The following is a 22,946-nucleotide window of genomic DNA, read 5'->3' on the forward strand; positions in this document are numbered from 1 at the left end:
CCGGTGAAGGGGGGGCGGCACTCCGAACGGAGTGCCGCCCCCCTTCGCGTTCCGTGCAGGTCCGCCGGTCAGTCGAGGCTGAGGCTTCGCATGACCAGGCCCGTGGCCGGCTTCGGGCCGAACGACGTCGACTTGCGGGGCATGGTGACGCCCTGCCGTGCCAGGTCCCGGACGACCTCTTCGCGTACGGGATGCATCAGCACCGCCGTGGCGTCGAGCCGCTCCGCCTGTTCGACGGCCGCCGCCGCGTCGTGGAGGTATCCGATGTGCTCCGGCGCGTCCGGGATCCGCCACACGTCGTCGAGCAGCGCCGAGTGCAGGACCGTCGCGTCCAGGGTGCGCCAGGCGTCCGGGCGGTCCGCCCGGACGGTGCGGGCCAGCAGGGCCGGATCGGGGCGGTCCACCAGGTGGAAGCCGCCGTCGCCGGCGAGGAGGAACGCGTTGCCCCCGGCCGCCGCTCCGGCCAGCGCGTCGAGGGCTTCGGGGAGCGGCCCCTCGACCGGCCGGACGCGGAAGAGTCCGGTCAGCGCCTCCAGGGCCCGGGAGACCGGCAGCCCGCGCAACAGCCGGTGGATGGCGCGGACCTGGAGGGGGTGGCGGGCCGTGTCGACGAGGAGGACGAGGCCGAGGTCCCACGGCCCGGGCGCGCTCTGCTCCCGCTGGAGCCGGAGATAGGTGGCCCAGCGGTGGTGGCCGTCGGCGATGAGCGCCTGGTGCCGGGCGAGGTCCGATGCGATCTCGCTCCGTTCGGCCGGATCCGCCACGGCCCACAGGCGGTGCCGGAAGCCGTCCTCCGTCGTGGTCGCGAGCAGCGGTTCCCGCAGGACCGTGCGCTCGATGACCGCCGCCGCCCCGGTCGGCTCGCCCTCGTCGCCGCGGTAGGTCAGCAGCAGCGGCTCCAGATGCGCCCCCGTCGTACGCATCAGCTCCGCCCGGTCCGCGACGACGTCGTCCATGACGTCCTCGTGGGGCAGCACGATGCCCTCGGCGGCGGGGGAGAGGGCCAGCGCCCCGATCAGGCCCCGCTGGAGGATCTCGTCGTTCCGCTGCTCGTAGACGTACAGCACCGGGTCCGGATCCGGTGCGATGACCCCCTCGGCCAGCCAGCGGTCCAGTGTGTCGGCCGCCTGCCGGTGCCGGTCCCGGGCCGTGTCCGCCTGGGGGAGGATGAGGCGCACGATGTTGTGCGGATCCGCGGACTCCAGGTGGTGCAGCCCGTCGGGCCTGACGACCACGTCGTACGGGGGCGAGGTCACTGCGGCAAGGCTGCCGACCCGCTCGGGGACGTAACGCAGTCCGCGGAACGGGAAAAGCCGCAGCCCCTGGTCGACGGGGCCTGAAGTGTTCATCAGGGCATCGTATGTGTGCAGAGGGCATACGCGATGATCGGGGCAGAAGCGTGGAAGAGGAGCGAGCCATATGAGCCACCAGCAGGACAGGTCCCGGCCGTCGGGGAGCAGCACGGCGCTGAGCGAGGCGTACGACACGGCCCTCCTCGACCTCGACGGGGTCGTGTACGCGGGCGGCGAGGCCATCGGCCACGCCGTGGAGTCGCTGGCCCGGGCGCGGACCGGGGGCATGCACCTCGCGTACGTCACCAACAACGCGCTGCGGACGCCGGACGCGGTGGCGCGGCATCTGACCGAGCTCGGGGTGCCCGCCGAACCCACCGACGTGATCACCTCGGCCCAGGCCGTCGCCCGGCTGGTCGCCGATCAACTGCCGCCGGGGGCACGGGTGCTGGCGATCGGCGGCGAGGGGCTGCGGGTCGCGCTGCGCGAGCGCGGGCTGGTGCCGGTGGAGTCGGCGGACGACGACCCGGCCGCCGTGGTCCAGGGGTACGGCGGACAGGACATGGCGTGGGGGCGGTTCGCCGAGGCGAGCTACGCGATCCGGCGCGGGCTGCCGTGGTTCGCGTCCAACACCGACCTGACCATTCCGGGCGCGCGGGGCATCGCCCCCGGGAACGGGGCCGCCGTCGAGGTCGTCCGGATCGCCACCGGGGCCGAGCCGCAGGTGGCCGGGAAGCCGTTGCCGCCGATGCACCGGGAGACCGTGCTGCGGACCGGGGCGAAGCGGCCGATCGTCGTCGGGGACCGGCTGGACACGGACATCGAGGGCGCGTTCAACGGAGGCGTGGACTCGCTGCTGGTGCTGACCGGGGTGACCGACGCGGCGCAGCTGCTGGCCGCCCCGCCGCAGCACCGTCCGACCTATGTGGACCGGGACCTGCGGGGGCTGCTGACCGGGCAGCCCGAGGTGACGCCGGCCGGTGGGGCCCATCGGTGCGGGGGCTGGACGGCCGCCGTGCGCGGGGGCGGGCTGGTGCTGGAGGGCGAGGGCGAGCCGCTCGACGGGCTGCGGGCGCTCTGCGCGGCGGCCTGGACCGCGGCCGGCGCGGGTGTGTGCGGGCTGGAGACGGGGAAGGCCCTCGCCGGGCTCGGACTCTGAAACCGCGGCGCCGCCCGGCGGACCGACTTCCGGTGCCCCCGCCGTACCGACTCCCGAGGCCGTCCGCCGGGCCGACCCTCGGTGCCGTCCGCCCCACCGACTCCTGAAGCCGCCCGGCGGACCGGCCCCGGTGCCGCCCGCGCGTCGGGGGCGGCACGGCCCGACGCCCCTGGCGCGCGCAGGCGTTGAGCGGGTGGGGCGGTGGCCCGGGACCCGTGGCGCGAAGAGGAAGATAGGTTAACCTAACCTGGTGCTGCTCGGTGGTCCGCCCGTGCCCCGCGCCGTGCCGCTCCACCTCACCGACTCCGGGAGTACGACCATGCAGCGCCTCACCGCAGAATCGGTGACCCTCGGCTACGACCAGCGGGTCATCACCGAGAACCTCTCGGTGGAGATTCCCGACAACTCCTTCACCGTGATCGTCGGTCCCAACGCCTGCGGCAAGTCGACCCTGCTGCGTGCCCTCGCCCGGATGCTGAAGCCGAGCCGGGGGCAGGTGCTGCTGGACGGGGAGGCCATCCACCAGCTGCCGGCGAAGAAGGTCGCCCGGACGCTGGGGCTGCTGCCGCAGTCCTCCATAGCCCCCGACGGGATCACCGTCGCCGACCTCGTCGCCCGCGGCCGCTACCCCCACCAGGGGCTGCTGCGGCAGTGGTCGCCGGAGGACGAGCGAGTCGTCGAGGAGTCCATGGAGTCCACCGGCGTCGCCGAGCTGGCCGATCGCTATGTCGACGAACTCTCCGGTGGTCAGCGCCAGCGGGTCTGGATCGCCATGGCGCTGGCCCAGCAGACGCCGCTGCTGCTGCTCGACGAGCCCACGACGTACCTCGACATCCAGCACCAGATCGATGTCCTCGACCTGTGCGCGGAGCTGCACGAGACGCAGGGCCGCACGCTGGTCGCGGTGCTCCACGACCTGAACCACGCCGCGCGGTACGCCACCCACCTCATCGCGATGCGGGACGGGGCGATCGTCGCGGAGGGGCCGCCTTCGGAGGTCGTCGACGCGGAGCTGGTGGAGCGGGTGTTCGGGATGCGGTGCCAGGTGATCGACGATCCGGAGACCGGGACGCCGCTGGTCGTGCCCGCGGCCCGCAAGGCTCGGAAGGTCGCCGCCTGAGGACTCCGTTCGGAAGGCCGCCGCCCGAGGACTCCGTGTGGGGGAGCCGGGAGGCGCGCTCCGTCCCCGGGGCCGAGACGGGCCCGACCGGTGCCCGTACGTTCTCCGCGCGCTGACGAGGGGCGGACTCGCGGTGCGGTCTACAGCAGCGATCTCAGTTTCAGCAGGTCCCTGAAGCCCGCCTCCAGGCGTACGCGGCCCGAGCCCCACGCCTTCGCGAAGTTCAGGTCGCCGTCCACCAGCGCCACCAGGTCGTCGCCCGTCATCGCGAGCCTGATCTCGGCCTTCTCCCGGGGCGGCCCCTCGACCGTGTCCCGGACCTGGATCCGGCCGTCGGCCAGCCTGCCGGTGAACGTGACGTCGAGGTCCTTGATGTGACAGCTCAGCGAGCGGTCGAGGGAGGCCGCGCCGCGCACGTCGCCCTCGGCAGCCGCGAGGTTGTCGGAAAGTCTTGTCAGTGCGCTGCGGCACTCAGCCATGGTCGCCATCGTCCTCGACGGTACACCGGCCCGCCGATGTAGCGTTTCGGCATGAGCGACGTGATGCCGGAGGCCGGAGCGCCCCCCATGAGCACGCCCGAGGAGCCCGTGCCCCTGGGCGTCGAGCGCACCCCCACCGGCCGGGCCGAGGTGGACGTGGTGCTGGGGCGGCTGGCGGACGCGGACCACCTCCCGGCGGACGGGCACATCGAGGTGTACGAGGATGTACACCGCGGTCTGCGGTCCGAGCTCGCCTCGCTGGACGCCCGTCCGGCCGCCGGGCCCGTGCCCACGCCTTCGCACCGTCCGCACGACCCGCACCACCACCCGCATCACGACAACAGGAGCTGAACCGAACGTGGCAGGAGTGGCACGTCGCCGCCTCGACGCCGAGCTGGTACGCCGCAAGCTCGCCCGCTCGCGCGAGCACGCGAGCCAGCTGATCGCCGCGGGGCGCGTCACCGTGGGCCGCACCACCGCGACCAAACCCGCCACCCAGGTCGAGACGGCCGCCGCGATCGTCGTCACCCAGGACGACGACGACCCGGACTACGTCTCGCGCGGCGGCCACAAGCTGGCCGGGGCGCTCGCCGCCTTCGGCCCGCTCGGGCTGACCGTTCGGGGCCGGCGGGCGCTGGACGCCGGGGCCTCCACCGGCGGGTTCACCGACGTGCTGCTGCGGGCCGGGGCCCGGCAGGTCGTCGCCGTCGACGTCGGCTACGGGCAGCTCGCGTGGTCCTTGCAGTCCGACGAGCGGGTCGTCGTCAAGGACCGTACGAACGTGCGGGAGTTGACCTTGGAGGCCATCGACGGGGAGGCGGTCGACCTGGTGGTGGGGGATCTGTCCTTCATCCCGCTGGGCCTCGTGCTGCCCGCCCTCGCCCGGTGCGCCGCGCCCGACGCGGACCTGGTCCTCATGGTCAAACCGCAGTTCGAGGTGGGCAAGGAGCGGCTGGGCAGCGGCGGAGTGGTGCGGAGCCCGGAGCTGCGCGCCGAAGCCGTGCGCGAAGTGGCACGCCGGGCCTGGGGGCTCGGACTCGGCGTCCAGGGGGTGACGGCCAGTCCGCTGCCCGGCCCGTCGGGGAACGTCGAGTACTTTCTGTGGCTGCGGGCCGGCGCACCCGAGCTGGATCCCGCGGATGTCGACCGTGCAGTGGCGGAGGGGCCTCGTTGACGACGAATGTGACCACGAATGCGGCACGAACAGTCTTCCTTTTGGCGCACACCGGCCGGCCGGCCGCGATCCGCAGCGCTGAGCTCGTCGTGCAGGGGCTGCTGCGCAACGGGCTCGGCGTACGGGTCTCGGCGGCCGAGGCGGCCGATCTGCCGCTGCCGGACACCGTCGAGACGGTCACCGACACCAGCCCGTCGGCCGTGGACGGCTGCGAGCTGCTGATCGTCCTGGGGGGTGACGGCACCCTGCTGCGCGGCGCGGAGTTCTCCCGCGCCTCCGGGGTGCCGATGCTCGGCGTCAACCTCGGACGCGTCGGCTTCCTCGCGGAAGCCGAGCGCGACGACCTCGACAAGGTGGTCTCCCGGGTCGTCACCCGCGACTACGAGGTCGAGGAGCGGATGACGATCGACGTCCTCGTCCACAGCAACGGCGACGTCGTGCACGCCGACTGGGCGCTCAACGAGGCGGCGGTACAGAAGGTGTCGCCCGAGCGGATGCTCGAAGTGGTCCTGGAGATCGACGGCCGCCCGGTCACCGGGTTCGGCTGCGACGGGATCGTCTGCGCGACCCCGACCGGTTCGACCGCGTACGCCTTCTCGGCGGGCGGGCCCGTCGTCTGGCCCGAGGTCGAGGCGCTGCTGATGGTGCCGATCAGCGCCCACGCGCTGTTCGCCAAGCCGCTGGTGACGTCGCCCACGTCCGTGCTCGCGGTCGAGGTCCAGCCGCACACCCCGCACGGGGTGCTGTGGTGCGACGGGCGGCGGACCGTGGAGCTGCCCGCCGGGGCGCGGGTCGAGGTGCGGCGCGGCGCGGTGCCCGTACGGCTGGCGCGGCTGCACCAGGCCTCCTTCACCGATCGTCTGGTGGCGAAGTTCGCGCTGCCCGTCTCGGGCTGGCGGGGCGCGCCGCACTGAGCTTTCCGGGGACGCCGCGCTGAGGGCCGTGAGGACGTCCCACGGCCCTCGCGACCCTCGGGAGAGTGAATCCGGGAGCGGGGGCCGTCGCGCGCCCGGCCCGCGACCTCGTAAGGTCATGTCCGTGTTGGAGGAGATGCGGATACGGTCGCTCGGAGTCATCGACGACGCGGTGGTGGAGCTGTCACCCGGTTTCACCGCGGTCACGGGTGAGACCGGAGCGGGCAAGACCATGGTCGTCACGAGCCTCGGGCTGCTGCTCGGCGGGCGCGCGGACCCCGCCCTCGTACGGGTCGGGGCCAAGGCCGCGGTCGTGGAGGGCAGGATCACGGTGTCCGAGGGCGACGCCGCGGCGCTGCGGGCCGAGGAGGCCGGAGCGGAACTCGACGACGGCGCGCTGCTCATCAGCCGTACGGTGTCGGCGGAAGGGCGCTCACGGGCCCATCTCGGCGGCAGATCCGTGCCGGTGGGGATCCTGACCGAGCTGGCGGACGAACTCGTCGCCGTGCACGGACAGACCGACCAGCAGGGCCTGCTCAAGCCCGCGCGGCAGCGCGGGGCGCTCGACCGGTACGCCGGGGACGGCGTGGCGGTCCCGCTCGCCGCGTACACGGCGGCCTACCGGCGGCTGCGGACCGTCGCCGCGACCCTGGAGGAGCTGACCACCCGGGCCCGGGAACGGGCCCAGGAGGCGGATCTGCTGCGGTTCGGTCTGAACGAGGTCGCCGCCGTCGAGCCGTTGCCGGGCGAGGACGTCGAGCTGGCCGCCGAGGCGGAGCGGCTCGGGCACGCCGAGGCGCTCGCCTCCGCCGCCGCCCTCGCGCACACCGCGCTCGCCGGGAACCCGGAGGACCCGGAGAGCATCGACGCGACGACGGTCGTCGCCGCCGCCGGACAGGCCCTGGACGGGGTCCGGGCCCACGATCCGGCGCTGGCCGCGCTGGCCGACCGGATCGGGGAGATCTCCATCCTGATCGCCGACGTCTCCGGCGAGCTGGCCGGATACGCCGACCAGTTGGAGGCCGACCCGCTGCGGCTGGCCGCCGTGGAGGAGCGCCGGGCCGCGCTGACCACCCTGACCCGTAAGTACGGGGAGGACATCTCGGCCGTGCTGGCCTGGGCCCAGGAGGGCGCGGGCCGGCTCACCGAGCTGGAGGGCGACGACGAGCGGATCGGCGAGCTGACCGCCGAGCGTGACGGGCTGCGGGCCGAACTCTCCGTGCTGGGGCAGGCGTTGACCGATGCCCGTACGGAGGCCGCCGCCCGGTTCGCCGAGGCGGTGACCGAGGAGCTGGCCTCGCTCGCCATGCCGCACGCCCGGGTCTCCTTCGCCATCTCGCAGACCGGGGCGGCGGACGAGGCGTCCGGCATCGACATCGGCGGGCGGAGCGTCGCGTACGGCCCTTCGGGCGCCGACGAGGTGGAGCTGCTGCTCGCCCCGCACCCGGGCGCCCAGCCCCGGCCGATCGCCAAGGGGGCGTCGGGCGGTGAGCTGTCCCGGGTGATGCTCGCGGTCGAGGTCGTCTTCGCGGGCTCCGACCCCGTACCGACGTACCTCTTCGACGAGGTCGACGCGGGCGTCGGAGGCAAGGCGGCCGTCGAGGTCGGCCGGCGGCTCGCCAAGCTCGCCCGGTCCGCGCAGGTGGTGGTCGTGACCCATCTGCCGCAGGTGGCGGCCTTCGCCGACCGGCAGCTGCTGGTCGAGAAGACCGTGGACGGCTCGGTGACCCGCAGCGGCGTCACGGTCCTGGAGGGCGAGGACCGGGTCCGGGAGCTGTCGCGGATGCTGGCGGGCCAGGAGGACTCCGAGACGGCCCGAGCCCACGCCGAGGAGCTGCTGGCCACGGCCCGCGCCGACTAACGGCCCGCGGCGGGCCGGGCGGGTACGGGCGGGGGATTGCTCCCGCCCGTACGTGCTTCCGGCGGGCGATGTCGTCAACCTCGCGCCCCGATATTCACCCTTGAGGGTGGTGGGGTCCGGTCGGTTGTCGCCATGTGCGCGGCAGCAACGTTCCGCCGGTCCCGGAACGCGCGTACGGGCTGGCATCCTTGGCGCTGTCCCTTCCGCCGACTCCGGAGCCCCGGGGAGCCAATCAACGTGTCACAACTGCGTACGGTCCAAGTCCTGGGCGGCGGCAGTGCGAGCAGCAGCGCGCACGTCGGTTCGCTGGCCGCCGGGCTGGTGGCGCGCGGGGTGCGGGTGACCGTCTGCGCCCCGTCCGCGGCGGACCGCGCTCACGACTTCACGTCGACCGGGGCCCGGTTCCTTCCGGTGCCCCGGCGCAGCGACCCGGCCGCCGTCGCCGCGCTGCGGGCCGCCTGCGCGGGCGCGGACGTCGTCCACGCCCACGGGCTCCACGCGGCCGCCCGCACCGCCCTCGCGCTGAGCGGACGCACGGTGCCCCTGGTGATGACCTGGCACACCCGGCGGTACGCGGAAGGCGCCCGCCGTCAGATCCTGCACCTGCTGGAACGGCGGGCCGCACGGGCGGCGGCCGTGGTCCTCGCCCCCTCGTCCGACCTGGTGGACCGGGCCCGCGAGCGGGGCGCCCGCGACGCCCGGTTCGCCCCGGTGGCCCTCCCGCGCCCGCGCCCCGCGGCCGTCGACGACGAGGGCAAGACGCGGGTCGAACTGGGCGCGGCGGACCGGCCGTTGCTGGTGGCCGTCGGCAGCCTCCTGCCGCACCACGGCTTCGACGTCCTGCTGGACGCGGCCCGCCTCTGGCGGACTCTGGACCCGGTGCCGCTGCTCGTCATCGCGGGGGAGGGGCGCGACCGGGGCGCTCTGCAACGGCGGATCAGGGACGAGGGGCTGCCCGTCACCCTCGTCCCGGGCCCCGACGGCGCGGGGGAGTTGCTCGCCGCCGCCGACCTGGCCCTGCTGCCGAGCCGGTGGGAGGGCCGCTCCCCGCCCGCGCAGGAGGCGCTGCGGGCCGGTGTGCCGCTCGTCGCCACCGCGGTCGGCGGCCTGCCCGAACTGGTCGGTACGGCAGCCGAACTGGTGCCCTACGGCAACGCCGAGGCCCTCGCCCGTACGGTCGTGCGGCTCCTCGGGGACCCGGCGGAGCGCGCCCGGCTCGCCGAGGCCGGGCGGGTGCAGGCGGCCGGCTGGCCCACCGAGGACGACACGATCGCCCATGTGCTCAGCGTCTACGACGAGCTGGCGGAGCCGCTGGCGACCGGCCGGACGCGCTGACGGAACGGGTTCCCGGGCCCGCTCTCAGGTCGTGTGGCGGCGGGCCCGCAGCGCCAGGCTCAGCGCCAGCACCGTCTGCGGGTCGTCCAGGTCCGTGCCCAGCAGCTCGCCGATCCGGGCCAGCCGGTTGTAGAGCGTCTGGCGGTTGAGGTGCAGCTCGCGGGCGGTCTCCGCCTTGCGGCCCGCGTGCGCCAGATACGCCTGGAGCGTCGGCAGCAGCGGCGGGCGCGAGGTGCGGTCGTGCTCGCGCAGCGGACCGATCGCCCGGTCCACGAACGCCGCCAGGTCCGGATGGTCCCGCAGCCGCCACAGCAACAGGTCGATGTCGAGGCGCCGGGCGTCGTACCACGGCCGGTCGTCCAGGCCCTGCGCGGCCGTCGCCGTCTCCGAGGCGTGCCGCAGCCCGGCGCCCGCCGCGGCCCAGCCGCCCGCGACACCCACCACGACCACCGGCGGCCGCGATCCGGCACGGTCGAGGCCCGCCCGCTCCACCCCGGCCCGCAGCGCCGCCGCCACCCGGTCCGCGACCGCGGTGCGCTCGCCCTCCGAACGCAGCCCCACCAGCAGCGGAACCCGCCCCTCCACGGGCCGCACACCGAGCAGCACCGGCACCCCGACCGAGGCCAGCTCCTCCAGGACCGCCCGGGCCAGCACCGCCCAGTTGCCCGACGGGGACAGCTCGGGGGCCAGCCGCATCACCACCGGGAGCAGCGGGGTGTCGCCGGGCCGGAAGCCGAGCACCCGCGCCTGGGCGGGGGCGTCCTCCGGGGCGATCCGGCCCTCCGCGAGGTCGGTGAGGAAGTCGCCCCGGCCCCGGGCGGCCAGCTCCTCCTCCTGCCGGGCCTGCATCAGCACGACGGCGAGGAGCCCCGCCGCGCGCTCCGCCGCCATCCGGTGCACGGTCGCCAGCGGCCCGGCGACCGCGAGCAGCACCAGCCGGGCCCGTACCGCACCGGTCTCGGGCCCGCCACCGGGCACGTCCACCAGCACCGCGCCGGCCGGCGGGCTCTCCCGGGCCGCCCGGTCGCCGCGCATGCCCTCCCAGACCTGGAGCGGGTCCGCGCCCACCGGTCCCGTGCCGGTGGACGCCGCGTACAGGAGCCGGCCGTCGGGCGTCTCCAGGAAGACCGGGTTGGCGGTGAAGTCGGCGAGGATCCCGAGGACCTGGGGCACCCCGCCGCCGTCGAGCAGCGCCCGGGTGGCGCGCCGGTGCACCTCCTCGGCCTGCTGGAGCAGCGCGTAGTGCCCGTTGACGATCTCGGTGTGCACCTCCTCGGTCACCGCGACGAACGGCACCTCGCGGTGCAGCTGGACCAGCGGGAGCCCGGCCGCGCGGGCGGCGTCCACGATGGAGGCGGGCAGTCGGCCGAAGCGCGGGCCGAGCTCCACCACCAGGGCCGCGATGGACCGGTCGGCGAGGCGGCGGACGAAGGCGCGCTGTTCGGCGGGGCGGGCGCCCAGGCCCAGGCCGGTGGTCAGGAGCAGCTCGCCGCCCTTGAGGAGCGAGGCGATGTTGGGGACCTCGCCCGCGTGCACCCAGCGCACGGTGCGGTTCAGCCGGTCGGCGCCGGCCACCACCTCCGGGAGCCCGGCGCGCAGCCCCGGCAGCTCCAGCGCCCGCTGCACGGTGATTCCGCTGTGGCTCTCCACGTACCGGCCCGCTTCCCTTGTGCCCTGCCCCGACCCCCGTCGATCGGGCGGCCGTCCTGGTCAGGACGCTACCGCCCGGGGGCCGGGGCGCGCATCGCAGGGGAGGAGCGCGGACGCGCCGCCGGGCCGGGCCCCGCCGGTCAGGGCTTCGTCAGCAACTCCGCGAGCGCGCCGCGGTTCAGCCGCAGCGCCTCGATCCGCTCGTCCATCACCGCCAGCTCCCCGCCGAGGATCTCCCGCAGCTCCGCGCACCAGTCGAACACGGGTCCCTCGCCCCGGGCGCACGGCAGCACCTGGGCGATCACCTCGGTGGTCAGGCCCGCCCGCAGCAGCGCGCGGATCTGCGCCACGGTCACCACGGCCTCCTCGCCGTAAGCCCGGTAGCCGTTGACGCCCCGCCCGGCCGACAACAGCCCCTGCGCCTCGTAGTACCGCAGCGACCGCGCGCTGGCGCCCGTCCGCCGGGACAACTCCCCGATCAGCATGTGCCCGTGCCCCGTTCCCTCTTGACCTTGTCACCGGTGTCAGGCCCTAACGTCCGGACCATGAACCAGGATTCCCCGTACATCGTTCAGGTGAACGGCCGGCCGGCCACCGCCGCCGACCTCGCGCCGCTCGCCTTCGCGGGCCACGCCCACTTCACCGCCGTACAGGTCCGCGAAGGCCGGGTGCGCGGCCTCGATCTCCATCTGGAGCGGCTCAGGTCCGCTTCGGCGGAGCTGTTCGGCCGGGCCCTGCCGGACGACCTGGTGCGCTCGCGCCTGCGCACGGCGCTCCGCGACGGGCCGGCCGATCTCTCGCTGACGGCCACGGTGTACTCCCCGGCGGGCGAGTTCACCGCGGCCGACGCCGATCCCGCGCTGCTGGTGCGCACCGGACCGGCGTCGTCCGGACCCGCCGGGCCGCTCGCCCTGGCCGCGGTCCGGCACGACCGGTTCCAGCCGCACATCAAGCACGTGGGGGAGCCGGCCAAGACGCGGCTGCTCCGCGGGGCCGTCGCCGACGGCTTCGACGACGCCGCGTTCCTGGACGCGGAGGGCCGGTTCAGCGAGGCGACGATCTGGAACCTCGCCTTCTGGGACGGTGCGTCGGTGCTGTGGCCCCGGGCCGGACTGCTGACCGGGACGACCCTGGGCATCGTCCAGCGGCAGCTGGACCGGCTCGGGGTCGGACAGCGGACCGTCGCGGTCACCCCCGGCGACCTGCCGGGCCTCGCCGGGGCGGTCGTCATGAACTCCTGGACGCCGGGCGTGGCCGTCCACCGGATCGGCGCGGTCGAACTGCCGGCCGCCCCGTCGTTCCTGGAGCTGCTCCACCGGGCGTACGAGGCCGAACCGCTCACCGCCCCCTGAACACGCGCGACGACCGCTCCGCGAGCGCGCGAGGACGGTCACCGAGAGCGCGCGACGACGGCCGGGAGCACGCGACGGCCGCCCCGGGGAGCCCGGGGCGGCCGTCCTCACCGTCGGCGGCGGCTCAGCCCACGTACGCGCCGCTCGCCGTCAGCCGCAGCGCGGTGTCGATCAGCGGGACGTGGCTGAACGCCTGCGGGAAGTTCCCCACCTGGCGCTGGAGGTTCGAGTCCCACTCCTCGGCCAGCAGCCCGAGGTCGTTGCGGAGCGACAGCAGCTTCTCGAACAGCTGGCGCGCCTCGTCGACCCGGCCGATCATCGCCAGATCGTCGGCCATCCAGAACGAGCAGGCCAGGAAGGCGCCCTCGTCGCCGGCCAGCCCGTCGACACCGGCGTTCTCGCCCTCGGTCGGGTAGCGCAGGATGAAGCCGTCCTCCGTGGACAGCTCCCGCTGGATCGCCTCGATCGTGCCGATGACCCGCTTGTCGTCCGGCGGCAGGAAGCCCATCTGCGGGATGAGCAGCAGGGAGGCGTCCAGTTCCTTCGACCCGTAGGACTGGGTGAAGGTGTTGCGTTCCTTGTCGTAGCCGCGCTCGCAGACATCGCGGTGGATGTCGTCGCGGAGCTGGTGCCACCGCTCCAGCGGGCCCTCGACGTCCCCGGACTCGACCAGCTTGATCGTCCGGTCGACCGCGACCCACGCCATCACCTTCGAGTGCACGAAGTGCCGGCGCGGCCCGCGCACCTCCCAGATGCCCTCGTCGGGCTCCTCCCAGTGCTTCTCCAGGTACTCGATCAGCTTGAGCTGGAGGCCCATGGCGTAGTCGTTGCGGGTCAGCCCCGTCATGTGCGCCAGGTGCAGCGCCTCGGTGACCTCGCCGTACACGTCGAGCTGGAGCTGGTTGGCCGCGCCGTTGCCGACCCGGACGGGGGTGGAGTTCTCGTAACCGGGCAGCCAGTCCAGCTCCGCCTCGCCGAGCTCGCGCTCGCCGGCGATGCCGTACATGATCTGGAGGTTCTCCGGGTCGCCCGCCACCGCCCGCAGCAGCCACTCGCGCCAGGCGCGGGCCTCCTCGCGGTATCCGGTGCGCAGCAGCGAGGAGAGCGTGATCGCGGCGTCCCGCAGCCAGGTGTAGCGGTAGTCCCAGTTCCGTACGCCCCCGATCTCCTCGGGCAGCGAGGTGGTCGGGGCCGCGACGATGCCCCCGGTCGGCGCGTAGGTCAGGGCCTTCAGCGTGATCAGGGAGCGGACGACCGCCTCCCGGTAGGGCCCGTGGTACGTGCACTGGTCGACCCATTCGCGCCAGAACAGCTCGGTCGCCTCCAGGGCCCCCTCGGGCTCCGGGAGGGCGGGCGGCCCGTGGTGCGAGGGCTGCCAGCTGATCGTGAACGCCACCCGTTCGCCGGGTCCGACGGTGAAGTCGGAGTAGGTGGTCAGGTTCTTGCCGTACGTCTCCGCCTCGGTGTCCAGCCAGACGGAGTCCGGGCCGGCGACGGCGACCGTGCGGTTGTCGACCTTGTGCACCCAGGGCGTCACCCGGCCGTAGCTGAACCGCATCCGCAGTTCCGAGCGCATCGGCACCCGGCCGCTGACACCCTCCACGATCCGGATCAGCTGGGGCGCGCCGTCACGCGGCGGCATGAAATCGGTCACCCGTACGGTGCCGCGCGGTGTGTCCCACTCCGATTCCAGGACGAGGGAGTCGCCGCGATACCGCCGCCGGTCGGCGGAGGCCGGTTCTGTTCCTTCCGCTCTCGCGGGGCCCAGGCGCCAGAAGCCGTGTTCCTCGGTGCCCAGAAGCCCCGCGAAAACGGCGTGCGAGTCGAAGCGGGGCAGGCACAACCAGTCGGCTGTGCCGTCCCGGCAGACCAGGGCAGCGGTCTGCATGTCTCCGATGAGTGCGTAATCCTCGATGCGCCCGGCCACGTGCGTCTCCAGTCGAACGGCCATGTCGCCCCGTCAAAGGGCGCTTACTGCGGGTCAAGGGGGTCGTAGGGTCTTTCACCCGGCAAGATCCGACGAGTCCTGTACCGGTGGGCGGCCTGGGTGGTGCCGCTGCCCCGGCCGTCTCGGCAGCGAGTGTTTGAGCAGGATACGACGCAGCACGAAGATCCGCGCGACGGTCTCCGCAACATCTCTGAGCTGATCGGGTGGGACGTGAAGTGACTGGGGTGATGCTGTGACGCCTCTGTGCAGGGTGTGGCCGGAAGCAGCCTCCCGCCGTCGCTGTTACCCTGGTAGCCCGTGGACCGGTGGTCGTTCGCGACAGCGCACGAGGCCCCCGAACCGCAGCGACGGCACCCCCGGAATCTCCGGTTCGGTCGCCGGTACGCACCTCGAAATCGCGACCACGGGAGCCCCCTTTGGCTATGCAGCCCACATCCACGACGACCAAGCACATCTTCGTCACCGGGGGTGTCGCCTCCTCCCTCGGCAAGGGTCTGACTGCCTCCAGCCTGGGTGCCCTGCTCAAGGCGCGGGGCCTGCGGGTCACCATGCAGAAGCTCGACCCCTACCTCAACGTCGACCCGGGCACGATGAACCCCTTCCAGCACGGTGAGGTGTTCGTCACGAACGACGGCGCCGAGACCGACCTGGACATCGGCCACTACGAGCGCTTCCTCGACGTCGACCTCGACGGCTCGGCCAACGTGACCACCGGCCAGGTCTACTCGCAGGTCATTGCCAAGGAGCGGCGCGGCGAGTACCTGGGCGACACCGTCCAGGTCATCCCGCACATCACCAACGAGATCAAGCACCGCATCCGCCGCATGGCCGCCGAGGACGTGGACGTCGTCATCACCGAGGTCGGCGGCACGGTCGGCGACATCGAGTCGCTGCCGTTCCTGGAGACCGTCCGCCAGGTCCGCCACGAGGTCGGCCGGGACAACGTCTTCGTCGTCCACATCTCGCTGCTGCCCTACATCGGCCCCTCCGGCGAGCTGAAGACCAAGCCCACCCAGCACTCGGTGGCCGCCCTGCGCAACATCGGTATCCAGCCGGACGCCATCGTGCTGCGCGCCGACCGCGAGGTGCCCACCGCCATCAAGCGCAAGATCTCGCTGATGTGCGACGTCGACGAGACCGCCGTGGTGGCCTGCCCGGACGCCCGCTCGATCTACGACATCCCCAAGGTGCTGCACACCGAGGGCCTGGACGCCTACGTCGTGCGCAAGCTCGACCTGCCGTTCCGGGACGTCGACTGGACCACCTGGGACGACCTGCTGGACCGGGTCCACAACCCCGACCACGAGGTCACGGTCGCGCTGGTCGGCAAGTACATCGACCTGCCCGACGCCTACCTCTCGGTCACCGAGGCGATCCGCGCCGGCGGCTTCGCCAACAAGGCCCGGGTCAAGGTCAAGTGGGTCACCTCCGACGACTGCCGCACCGCCGCCGGCGCCGCCGAGCACCTCGGGGACGTCGACGCGATCTGCATCCCGGGCGGCTTCGGCGAGCGCGGGGTCGACGGCAAGGTCGGCGCCATCCGCTACGCCCGCGAGAACAAGGTCCCGCTGCTCGGCCTCTGCCTCGGCCTCCAGTGCATCGTGATCGAGGCGGCCCGCTCGCTCGCCGAGATCCCCGACGCCAACTCCACCGAGTTCGACGCCGCCACCTCCCACCCCGTCATCTCGACGATGGAGGAGCAGCTCGCCTACGTCGAGGGCGCGGGCGACCTGGGCGGCACCATGCGGCTCGGCCTCTACCCGGCCAAGCTCGCCGAGGGCTCCCTCGTCCGCGAGGCCTACGACGGCCAGCCGTACGTGGAGGAGCGCCACCGCCACCGCTACGAGGTCAACAACGCCTACCGCTCCGAGCTGGAGAAGAAGGCCGGACTGGTCTTCTCCGGCACCTCCCCGGACAACAAGCTCGTCGAGTACGTGGAGTACCCGCGCGAGACGCACCCCTACCTGGTCGCCACCCAGGCGCACCCGGAGCTGCGCTCCCGCCCGACCCGCCCGCACCCGCTGTTCGCGGGTCTGGTGAAGGCCGCCGTCGCGCGCCAGGTCGCCGCCGCGAAGGGCGCGGACGCGTAACACCGAGGCATTACGGTTGACCGGGGTACCGATCCCGCGCGGATCGGTACCCCGGTTTCCGTTGGTTCGTGGGAGGACGTGCACGTACATGGGTATCCAGGACAAGCCCGAGGAGTGGCAGGTCACCGCGACCGCAACGCCCTTCACCGGCAACAAGACCAGCGTCCGCACCGACCAGGTGGTGATGCCCGACGGGTCCGTCCACGGCCGTGACTACCAGGTCCACCCCGGCTCCGTCGCGGTCCTCGCGCTGGACGACGAGGACCGGGTCATCGTGCTGCGTCAGTACCGCCACCCGGTGCGTCACCGGCTCTGGGAGATCCCGGCCGGACTGCTCGACGTCCCCGGCGAGAACCCCCTGCACGCCGCCCAGCGCGAGCTGTACGAGGAGGCGCACGTCAAGGCCGAGGACTGGCGGGTGCTGACCGACGTCTACACCACGCCCGGCGGCTGCGACGAGGCCGTGCGGATCTTCCTCGCCCGCGATCTCTCCGAGGCGGAGGGCGAGCGGTACGCGGTCTCGGAGGAGGAGGCCGACATGGAGCACGCCCGGGTGCCGCTTCCCGAGTTGGTCCGCTCGGCGATCGCGGGGGACGTGCACAACAACTGCCTGGTCGTCGGGGTGCTCGCGCTCTCCGCCGTACGCGCGGGCGACGGCGTCGACAGCCTGCGCCCCGCCGACGCGCCCTGGCCGGCCCGGCCCTTCGAGGCCTGACGGAGCGTCGGAACCGCTGCCCTGCCCCTCGATCGGTCATAAGAATGAAGAAAAGCTGATCCGATCGAGGGATGTTCCCCCTCCTCCGTCCCGCTCCGCAGTGATCGTCGTCACCGCTGAACTACGCTCGAAACGCACCCGACCGGAGTTCCGGCGGGTATCGCGTGCAGCGAAGTGGAGCGTGGCTCGTGACCGATCAGGCGGTGGACACCAGCGGCCCGGCGAAGGCCCCAGGGACCGAGGAGCCGTCCGGCGCCGCCCCACCCCGATTCTTCGGCCGCGAACGTGAGTTGAAGGCCCTGCGGGCGGACATCGAGCGGGCCGGCCTCGACACCCTGGCCGGCCGCAAGACCCCCCGCGCCCGGGTCCTGCTCATCGCGGGCCGGCCCGGCTCCGGCCGCAGCGCGCTGGCCGAGGAGCTGGCCGGAGCGCTCACCGGGACCGACGCCGCCGGGGCCGCCGCGACCGCGTCGGGCGCGCTGCCCTGGGCCGTTCCCGGCACCGGCTCCGGCGACTACCCCGACGGGGTGCTCCGGGTCGGCCTCACCGACCCCGGCGGCGCCGTCGTCCCCACCGAACGCACCGCGGGCGAGCTCCTCGGCCTCCTCGGGGTGGCGGTCCCGCCCGGCGCCGACCAGGACGAACTGTCCGAGATGGTCCGCGAGGCCCTCGCCGTACGCCGGCTCGTCCTGGTCCTCGACGACGCGGCCGACGCCGAACAGGTCGACCCACTGCTCCCGGAGAACCCGGACTGCCTGGTCCTCGCCACCTCGACCGGGCCGCTGACCGGCATCCCCGACGTACGGCCCTGCACCCTCGGCGGACTGGAGGCGGGCGCGGCGGTACGGCTGCTCGCCCGCGTCATCGGGCAGGTCCGCATCACCGTCGACCCCCGCACCGCGGAGCGGCTGGCCGAGGAGTGCGGGGGGCAGCCCGCGGCGCTCGCCCTGATGGGCGGCCTGCTCGCCGCGCACCCCATGGCCTCGGTCGCCGACGTCGCCAAGCAGCTGCACGAGCTCCCCGACCCCGGCGAGCACCTGCCCGCCGGCGCCCGCCCGCTGGCCCGGGCGTTCCGGCTCGTCCACGACTCCCTGCCGACGACGGCCGCCCGGATACTGCGTCTGCTGGCCCTCGCCCCCGCCGGGCTCGCCGACGCCCACACGGCTTCCGCGCTGGCCGGCTGCTCGGTCTCCGCCGCCCGCTCCACCCTCGACGGCTTCGTGAAGCTCGGGCTGCTGCGGACGGACGGCGCGGCCCACCCCCAGTACGCGGTGCCCGGCTGCCTCGCCCCGCTGCTGCGGGAGCTCCTGGAGGACCGGGACCGGCCGGCCGAGATCCAGCTCGCCCGCGCCCGGATGCTGGAGCGGACCGTGCGCCGGCTCCAGTCCTGCCGGGCGGTCACCGAGCCGGAGGGCTCCGCCGCCCGCCGCAAGCTCGCCGGCCTGCCCCGCTCGCTGCGCTTCCCGAACGCGGACGAGGCGGGCGCGTGGCTGCGGGGCCGCCAGCCCGCCCTGCTCGCCTCGGCCCGGCTCGCCGTGGCGGACGGCGAGCTCGACACCCTGGCCCGGCGGCTGGTGTCGGCCCTGGTGCGGGCGCTCGCCGCGCACCGGGGGACGGAGGAGGCCGCCCCCGAGCTGTACGGGCTGCACGGGCTCGTCCTGGACGTGGCGCTCCGCCGCGAACTGCCCCGCGAGCAGGCGGCGGCCCTGCTGAACCTCGCGGACCTGGACGCCCGCACCGGCCGCACCCGGGAGGCGCTGACCCGCTACCGGGCCGCGCTGGACGCCGGAAAGGCGGCGAAGGACCTGTACGCCACCGGCCGCGCGATGGAATCCGTAGGCGGCGCGCACGAGGAGCTGGGGGACTACCACCGGGCCGCCGACTGGTACGGGCGGGCTCTCGCCCAGCGCCTGTCGCAGGGGGAGCGCGCCGACGAGGCCCGGCTGTACGGGCGGCTCGGCGCGGTCCACACGTACGCCGGGCGCTACGGCGAGGCGCTGCGGAACTGGCGGGCCGCCGCCGCGGGCCACCGCAGGCTCGGCGACCCGGCGGCCCAGGCGCGGGCGCTCAGCGAGGCGGCCCGGGTCCAGGAGTACGCGGGCCGGCCGCACGACTCGCTCCAGACCTGCCGGGAGGCCGTCGACCTGGCCCGGCGCGCCGGTGACGTGCGGCTTCAGGCGGCGCTCCAGCTCCGGCTGGCCGACACGCTGGACCGGCTCGGGGACCCCGCGGCGGCAGGGTTGCACCGGAGTGCGGCCGACAGATTGCTGGGCGAGGAGGCTCCTGCCTACGAAATCCGCAGTGCTTCGACAGAAAGTTAATGCTTTGTAAGGCTAGACAGCGCGAAGTCCTTCATTAAACTGGCTCTGCCGCGCTCGTTCGTGGCGTCTCCCTTTAAGCTGTATATGTCCGGGTGTGCACCGCTGTGCCCGGATTACCCTCCGAGCCAAGGACCGTGATCGACGTGAAGGTCGGCATCCCCCGCGAAGTCAAGAACAACGAGTTCCGGGTGGCGATCACCCCCGCCGGAGTGCATGAGCTCGTCCGTCACGGCCACGAGGTCGTCATCGAGCACGACGCCGGTGTCGGCTCGTCCATCCCGGACGAGGAGTACGTCGCCGCCGGCGCGCGGATCCTCGCCACCGCCGACGAGGTCTGGGCCGCCGCCGACCTGCTGCTGAAGGTCAAGGAGCCGGTCGCCGAGGAGTACCACCGCCTCCGCAAGGACCAGACCCTCTTCACGTACCTGCACCTCGCCGCCTCCCGCGAGTGCACCGACGCGCTGCTGGCCTCCGGCACCACCGCCATCGCCTACGAGACGGTCGAGACCGCGAACCGGGCCCTCCCGCTGCTCGCCCCGATGTCCGAGGTCGCGGGCCGCCTCGCCCCGCAGGTCGGCGCCTACCACCTGATGCGTTCGGTCGGCGGCCGCGGCGTGCTGCCCGGCGGCGTCCCCGGCACCGCGGCCGGCCGGGCCGTCGTCATCGGCGGCGGCGTCTCCGGCTGGAACGCCACGCAGATCGCCGTGGGCCTCGGCTTCCACGTCACGCTGCTCGACCGCGACATCAACAAGCTGCGCGAGGCCGACAGGATCTTCGGCACCAAGGTGCAGACCGTCGTCTCCAACGCCTTCGAGCTGGAGAAGGCCGTCGTCGAGGCCGACCTCGTCATCGGTGCCGTGCTGATCCCCGGAGCCAAGGCCCCGAAGCTGGTCACCAACGAGCTCGTCGCCAAGATGAAGCCCGGAAGTGTACTTGTCGACATTGCAATCGACCAGGGTGGCTGCTTCGAGGACTCGCGTCCGACGACCCACGCCGAGCCGACCTTCCAGGTCCACGACTCGGTCTTCTACTGCGTCGCCAACATGCCCGGCGCGGTGCCCCACACCTCCACCTACGCGCTCACCAACGCGACGCTGCCCTACATCGTGGAGCTCGCGAACCGCGGCTGGGCCGACGCCCTGCGCCGCGACGCCGCGCTCGCCAAGGGCCTCAACACCCATGAGGGCCAGGTGGTTTACCGCGAGGTGGCCGAGGCGCACGGTCTCCCGCACGTCGAGCTGAGCGCGCTCCTCGGCTGACGGGTCAACCCCCTCCGTCAACATCGCGCGTCCGGCCGGACCTTGCCGAGCAAGGTCCGGCCGGACGCGTATCGGGCCCCGTGGGGCCCTTGCGCAACTCGCGCCGAACGTAACCCTTTACCCGTTTCGTGCCGCGGTGAAATGTGCGGCTTGGTCGCTGTGCACCCTTGACAGCGAGGTGTTCGATTGCCGACACATCGGGCCGGGTCCGGCGGATTGTGTTGCTGCGGACCGGTGACACGCCATAGAGTCGCCAATCGTCGGCATGGTGCCACGCTGACCTATCGATAAGTTTCCTGGTCACGTCCAAGGAGGTAAGACGACTTGTGAATGAGTCGACAATTACTCCCGGGGGTGGTCAACCAGGGATGCCCGCACGGGGTCTGAGCCCGATCGGGCTCGAAGCTGTCGGCTCCGTCGCTGTCCGCACCTTCGCCACCCAACAGCACATGACGACAGCCCCCCAGATGATGGACGGCCTACACGTGAACGCCACGGCCGGCAACGAGAGCAGCCGGGACACCGACCGCTTCGCCGACTTCGCCGAGGTGCCCGAGGGGCACTTCTACGACCCCGACGCCGAGTACGAGCCCGATCCGGAGTACGCGGCCACCCTCGCGCCCGACGCCGCGCGGCAGCGCCGCGAGCGCATCGGCCCGACCGGACGGCCCCTGCCGTACTTCCCGATCCCGGGTCCCCTGACCGACCACGGCCCCGCGAAGATCATCGCGATGTGCAACCAGAAGGGCGGCGTCGGCAAGACCACGTCGACCATCAACCTGGGCGCCGCGCTCGCGGAGTACGGACGCCGGGTCCTGCTCGTCGACTTCGATCCGCAGGGGGCGCTCTCCGTCGGCCTCGGGGTCAACCCGATGGAGCTGGACCTCACCGTCTACAACCTGCTCATGGAGCGGGGCATGGCGGCCGACGACGTCCTGCTCAAGACGGCGGTCCCCAACATGGACCTGCTGCCCAGCAACATCGACCTCTCCGCGGCCGAGGTGCAGCTCGTCAGCGAGGTGGCCCGCGAGTCCACGCTCCAGCGCGCCCTGAAGCCGCTGATGGCCGACTACGACTACATCGTGATCGACTGTCAGCCCTCGCTCGGCCTGCTCACGGTGAACGCCCTGACGGCCGCCCACAAGGTCATAGTGCCGCTCGAGTGCGAGTTCTTCGCCCTGCGCGGGGTGGCGCTGCTCACCGAGACCATCGAGAAGGTCCAGGAGCGGCTCAACCCGGAGCTGGAGCTCGACGGCATCCTCGCCACCATGTACGACTCCCGTACGGTGCACAGCCGCGAGGTCCTGGCGCGCGTCGTCGAGGCCTTCGACGAGCACGTCTACCACACGGTCATCGGCCGCACGGTCCGCTTCCCGGAGACCACCGTCGCCGGTGAGCCCATCACCACCTACGCCTCCAACTCGGTCGGCGCAGCCGCCTATCGCCAGCTCGCCAGGGAGGTGCTCGCCCGGTGTCACGCCGAGTGAGTCTGCCCGGGGCCGACGAACTGTTCCGTACCACCGGAGGCGGGATGGGCCTCCAGCCGTCCTCACCGGCGGAGCGGCGGCGCAAGGCGAACGGCGAGCCGCGGGTGCCCGCGCCCGCCGGGGAGAGCGACCCCTCGGGCCAGACCCCGCCCGCCGACCGTGAGGAGCACACCGCGGCCGACGCCGGCGGCGGCGACGCGCGCGGCCGTGAAGGCGAGGCGGAACGTTCCCCGGCCGGCCGGGCCGCCTCCGGCGAGCGCCCCGCGCCCCCCGCCGCCCCGGCCGAGCAGCCCCCCGCGGTCCAGCCGCAGCGCAGGCGCGGCGGACGCGGCGCGAACCGCCGCCCCAGTGGGCGCGAGCGCCACGACGAGAAGATCACGGTCTACGTCTCCGCCGAGGAGCTGATGGACCTCGAACACGCCCGGCTCGTCCTGAGAGGCGAACACGGTCTCGCCGTCGACCGCGGCCGCATCGTCCGCGAGGCGGTGGCGGTGGTCCTGGCCGACCTGGAGTCCCGGGGCGACGCGAGCATCCTCGTACGGCGGCTGCGCGGCCGCTGAGCGGCACGGCGCGGGTAGCCTGCCTCAGGGAGTGTCCGCGAAGCCTCGTCTGGCCCGCGACGCCTGGCACGCACTCTCGCGGCGTTGCCGAAAGGCCCGAGTAGCTCCGCTACCAGGACACTTCGGCGCCTTGCGAGAGCGCGCACCGGACGCCGCGGGCCCCGCCCGACGGGCGGAGGACGATACTTCGCGGACACCCCCCAGGGCCTGTCGTCACCTTCCCGCCTGCC

The 22,946-nt window shown here is 73.5% G+C and carries 19 protein-coding genes; 14 read left to right on the forward strand and 5 right to left on the reverse strand.

All coding sequences use genetic code 11. From position 1 onward, the window contains the following. Positions 1–68: 68 nt before the first annotated feature. Complete coding sequence (locus tag DTB53_RS10265) at positions 69–1,349, reverse strand: DUF1015 family protein (protein WP_003970013.1); 1,281 nt, start codon at positions 1,347–1,349, stop codon at positions 69–71. A gap of 70 nt (positions 1,350–1,419) precedes the next feature. Here DTB53_RS10265 and DTB53_RS10270 point away from each other — a divergent pair, with 70 nt between their 5' ends. Continuing rightward, positions 1,420–2,451: an HAD-IIA family hydrolase gene (locus tag DTB53_RS10270; protein ID WP_012381478.1), complete on the forward strand. Its 1,032-nt coding sequence runs from the start codon at positions 1,420–1,422 to the stop codon at positions 2,449–2,451. A gap of 319 nt (positions 2,452–2,770) precedes the next feature. Further along, positions 2,771–3,571: an ABC transporter ATP-binding protein gene (locus DTB53_RS10275; RefSeq protein WP_030706100.1), complete on the forward strand. Its 801-nt coding sequence runs from the start codon at positions 2,771–2,773 to the stop codon at positions 3,569–3,571. Positions 3,572–3,711: 140 nt separating this feature from the next. On the opposite strand, the gene DTB53_RS10280 is transcribed toward DTB53_RS10275, so the two are convergent. Further along, positions 3,712–4,059, reverse strand: coding sequence for an SCP2 sterol-binding domain-containing protein (locus DTB53_RS10280; protein ID WP_012381480.1), 348 nt, complete (start codon positions 4,057–4,059; stop codon positions 3,712–3,714). A gap of 42 nt (positions 4,060–4,101) precedes the next feature. Here DTB53_RS10280 and DTB53_RS10285 point away from each other — a divergent pair, with 42 nt between their 5' ends. The 5 genes from DTB53_RS10285 to DTB53_RS10305 all read left to right on the forward strand — a co-directional run bounded on the left by DTB53_RS10285 (position 4,102) and on the right by DTB53_RS10305 (position 9,334). After that, positions 4,102–4,401 (forward strand): hypothetical protein, encoded by a 300-nt coding sequence (locus DTB53_RS10285; RefSeq protein WP_012381481.1) that lies wholly within the window; start codon positions 4,102–4,104, stop codon positions 4,399–4,401. 7 nt (positions 4,402–4,408) lie between these two features. Continuing rightward, positions 4,409–5,224 carry a TlyA family RNA methyltransferase gene (locus DTB53_RS10290; protein ID WP_012381482.1) on the forward strand — a complete coding sequence of 272 codons (816 nt, stop codon included), beginning with the start codon at positions 4,409–4,411 and terminating at the stop codon, positions 5,222–5,224. Positions 5,225–5,232: 8 nt separating this feature from the next. Next, complete coding sequence (locus DTB53_RS10295) at positions 5,233–6,138, forward strand: NAD kinase (RefSeq protein WP_012381483.1); 906 nt, start codon at positions 5,233–5,235, stop codon at positions 6,136–6,138. Positions 6,139–6,256: 118 nt separating this feature from the next. Continuing rightward, positions 6,257–7,999, forward strand: a complete 1,743-nt coding sequence (gene recN / locus DTB53_RS10300; protein WP_012381484.1) for a DNA repair protein RecN — start codon at positions 6,257–6,259, stop codon at positions 7,997–7,999. Between the two features lie 237 nt (positions 8,000–8,236). Further along, positions 8,237–9,334: a glycosyltransferase family 4 protein gene (locus tag DTB53_RS10305; RefSeq protein WP_012381485.1), complete on the forward strand. Its 1,098-nt coding sequence runs from the start codon at positions 8,237–8,239 to the stop codon at positions 9,332–9,334. 24 nt (positions 9,335–9,358) lie between these two features. On the opposite strand, the gene DTB53_RS10310 is transcribed toward DTB53_RS10305, so the two are convergent. Then, positions 9,359–10,984 carry a PucR family transcriptional regulator gene (locus DTB53_RS10310; RefSeq protein ID WP_012381486.1) on the reverse strand — a complete coding sequence of 542 codons (1,626 nt, stop codon included), beginning with the start codon at positions 10,982–10,984 and terminating at the stop codon, positions 9,359–9,361. Between the two features lie 140 nt (positions 10,985–11,124). Continuing rightward, on the reverse strand, positions 11,125–11,469 hold the full coding sequence (locus tag DTB53_RS10315) for a MerR family transcriptional regulator (protein ID WP_003970023.1): 345 nt from the start codon (positions 11,467–11,469) through the stop codon (positions 11,125–11,127). A gap of 60 nt (positions 11,470–11,529) precedes the next feature. Between DTB53_RS10315 and DTB53_RS10320 the strand changes: the two genes are divergently transcribed. Next, positions 11,530–12,336, forward strand: coding sequence for an aminotransferase class IV family protein (locus DTB53_RS10320; RefSeq protein WP_012381487.1), 807 nt, complete (start codon positions 11,530–11,532; stop codon positions 12,334–12,336). Positions 12,337–12,460: 124 nt separating this feature from the next. Here the strand turns inward: DTB53_RS10320 and DTB53_RS10325 are convergent, their stop codons facing one another. Then, on the reverse strand, positions 12,461–14,263 hold the full coding sequence (locus DTB53_RS10325) for a glycoside hydrolase family 15 protein (protein WP_030706096.1): 1,803 nt from the start codon (positions 14,261–14,263) through the stop codon (positions 12,461–12,463). A gap of 443 nt (positions 14,264–14,706) precedes the next feature. Here DTB53_RS10325 and pyrG point away from each other — a divergent pair, with 443 nt between their 5' ends. The 6 genes from pyrG to DTB53_RS10355 all read left to right on the forward strand — a co-directional run bounded on the left by pyrG (position 14,707) and on the right by DTB53_RS10355 (position 22,716). Further along, positions 14,707–16,374, forward strand: coding sequence for a CTP synthase (gene pyrG / locus DTB53_RS10330; RefSeq protein WP_003970026.1), 1,668 nt, complete (start codon positions 14,707–14,709; stop codon positions 16,372–16,374). 88 nt (positions 16,375–16,462) lie between these two features. After that, a complete protein-coding gene (locus tag DTB53_RS10335) occupies positions 16,463–17,089 on the forward strand; it encodes an NUDIX domain-containing protein (RefSeq protein WP_003970027.1) in 627 nt (208 codons plus the stop codon). Positions 17,090–17,277: 188 nt separating this feature from the next. Then, positions 17,278–19,410 carry an ATP-binding protein gene (locus DTB53_RS10340; RefSeq protein ID WP_030706095.1) on the forward strand — a complete coding sequence of 711 codons (2,133 nt, stop codon included), beginning with the start codon at positions 17,278–17,280 and terminating at the stop codon, positions 19,408–19,410. 143 nt (positions 19,411–19,553) lie between these two features. Continuing rightward, a complete protein-coding gene (gene ald / locus DTB53_RS10345) occupies positions 19,554–20,669 on the forward strand; it encodes an alanine dehydrogenase (protein WP_012381489.1) in 1,116 nt (371 codons plus the stop codon). A 368-nt stretch (positions 20,670–21,037) separates the two neighbouring features. Then, complete coding sequence (locus DTB53_RS10350) at positions 21,038–22,156, forward strand: ParA family protein (RefSeq protein ID WP_003970030.1); 1,119 nt, start codon at positions 21,038–21,040, stop codon at positions 22,154–22,156. Beyond that, the gene (locus DTB53_RS10355) at positions 22,153–22,716 is read left to right on the forward strand and encodes a hypothetical protein (protein ID WP_012381491.1); all 564 of its coding nucleotides are present in this window, start codon (positions 22,153–22,155) and stop codon (positions 22,714–22,716) included. The genes DTB53_RS10350 and DTB53_RS10355 overlap by 4 nt, the downstream gene beginning before the upstream one ends. Positions 22,717–22,946 lie beyond the last annotated feature (230 nt).

Origin of the sequence: Streptomyces griseus, from assembly GCF_900460065.1 — a bacterium.
GTDB lineage: Bacteria > Actinomycetota > Actinomycetes > Streptomycetales > Streptomycetaceae > Streptomyces > Streptomyces griseus.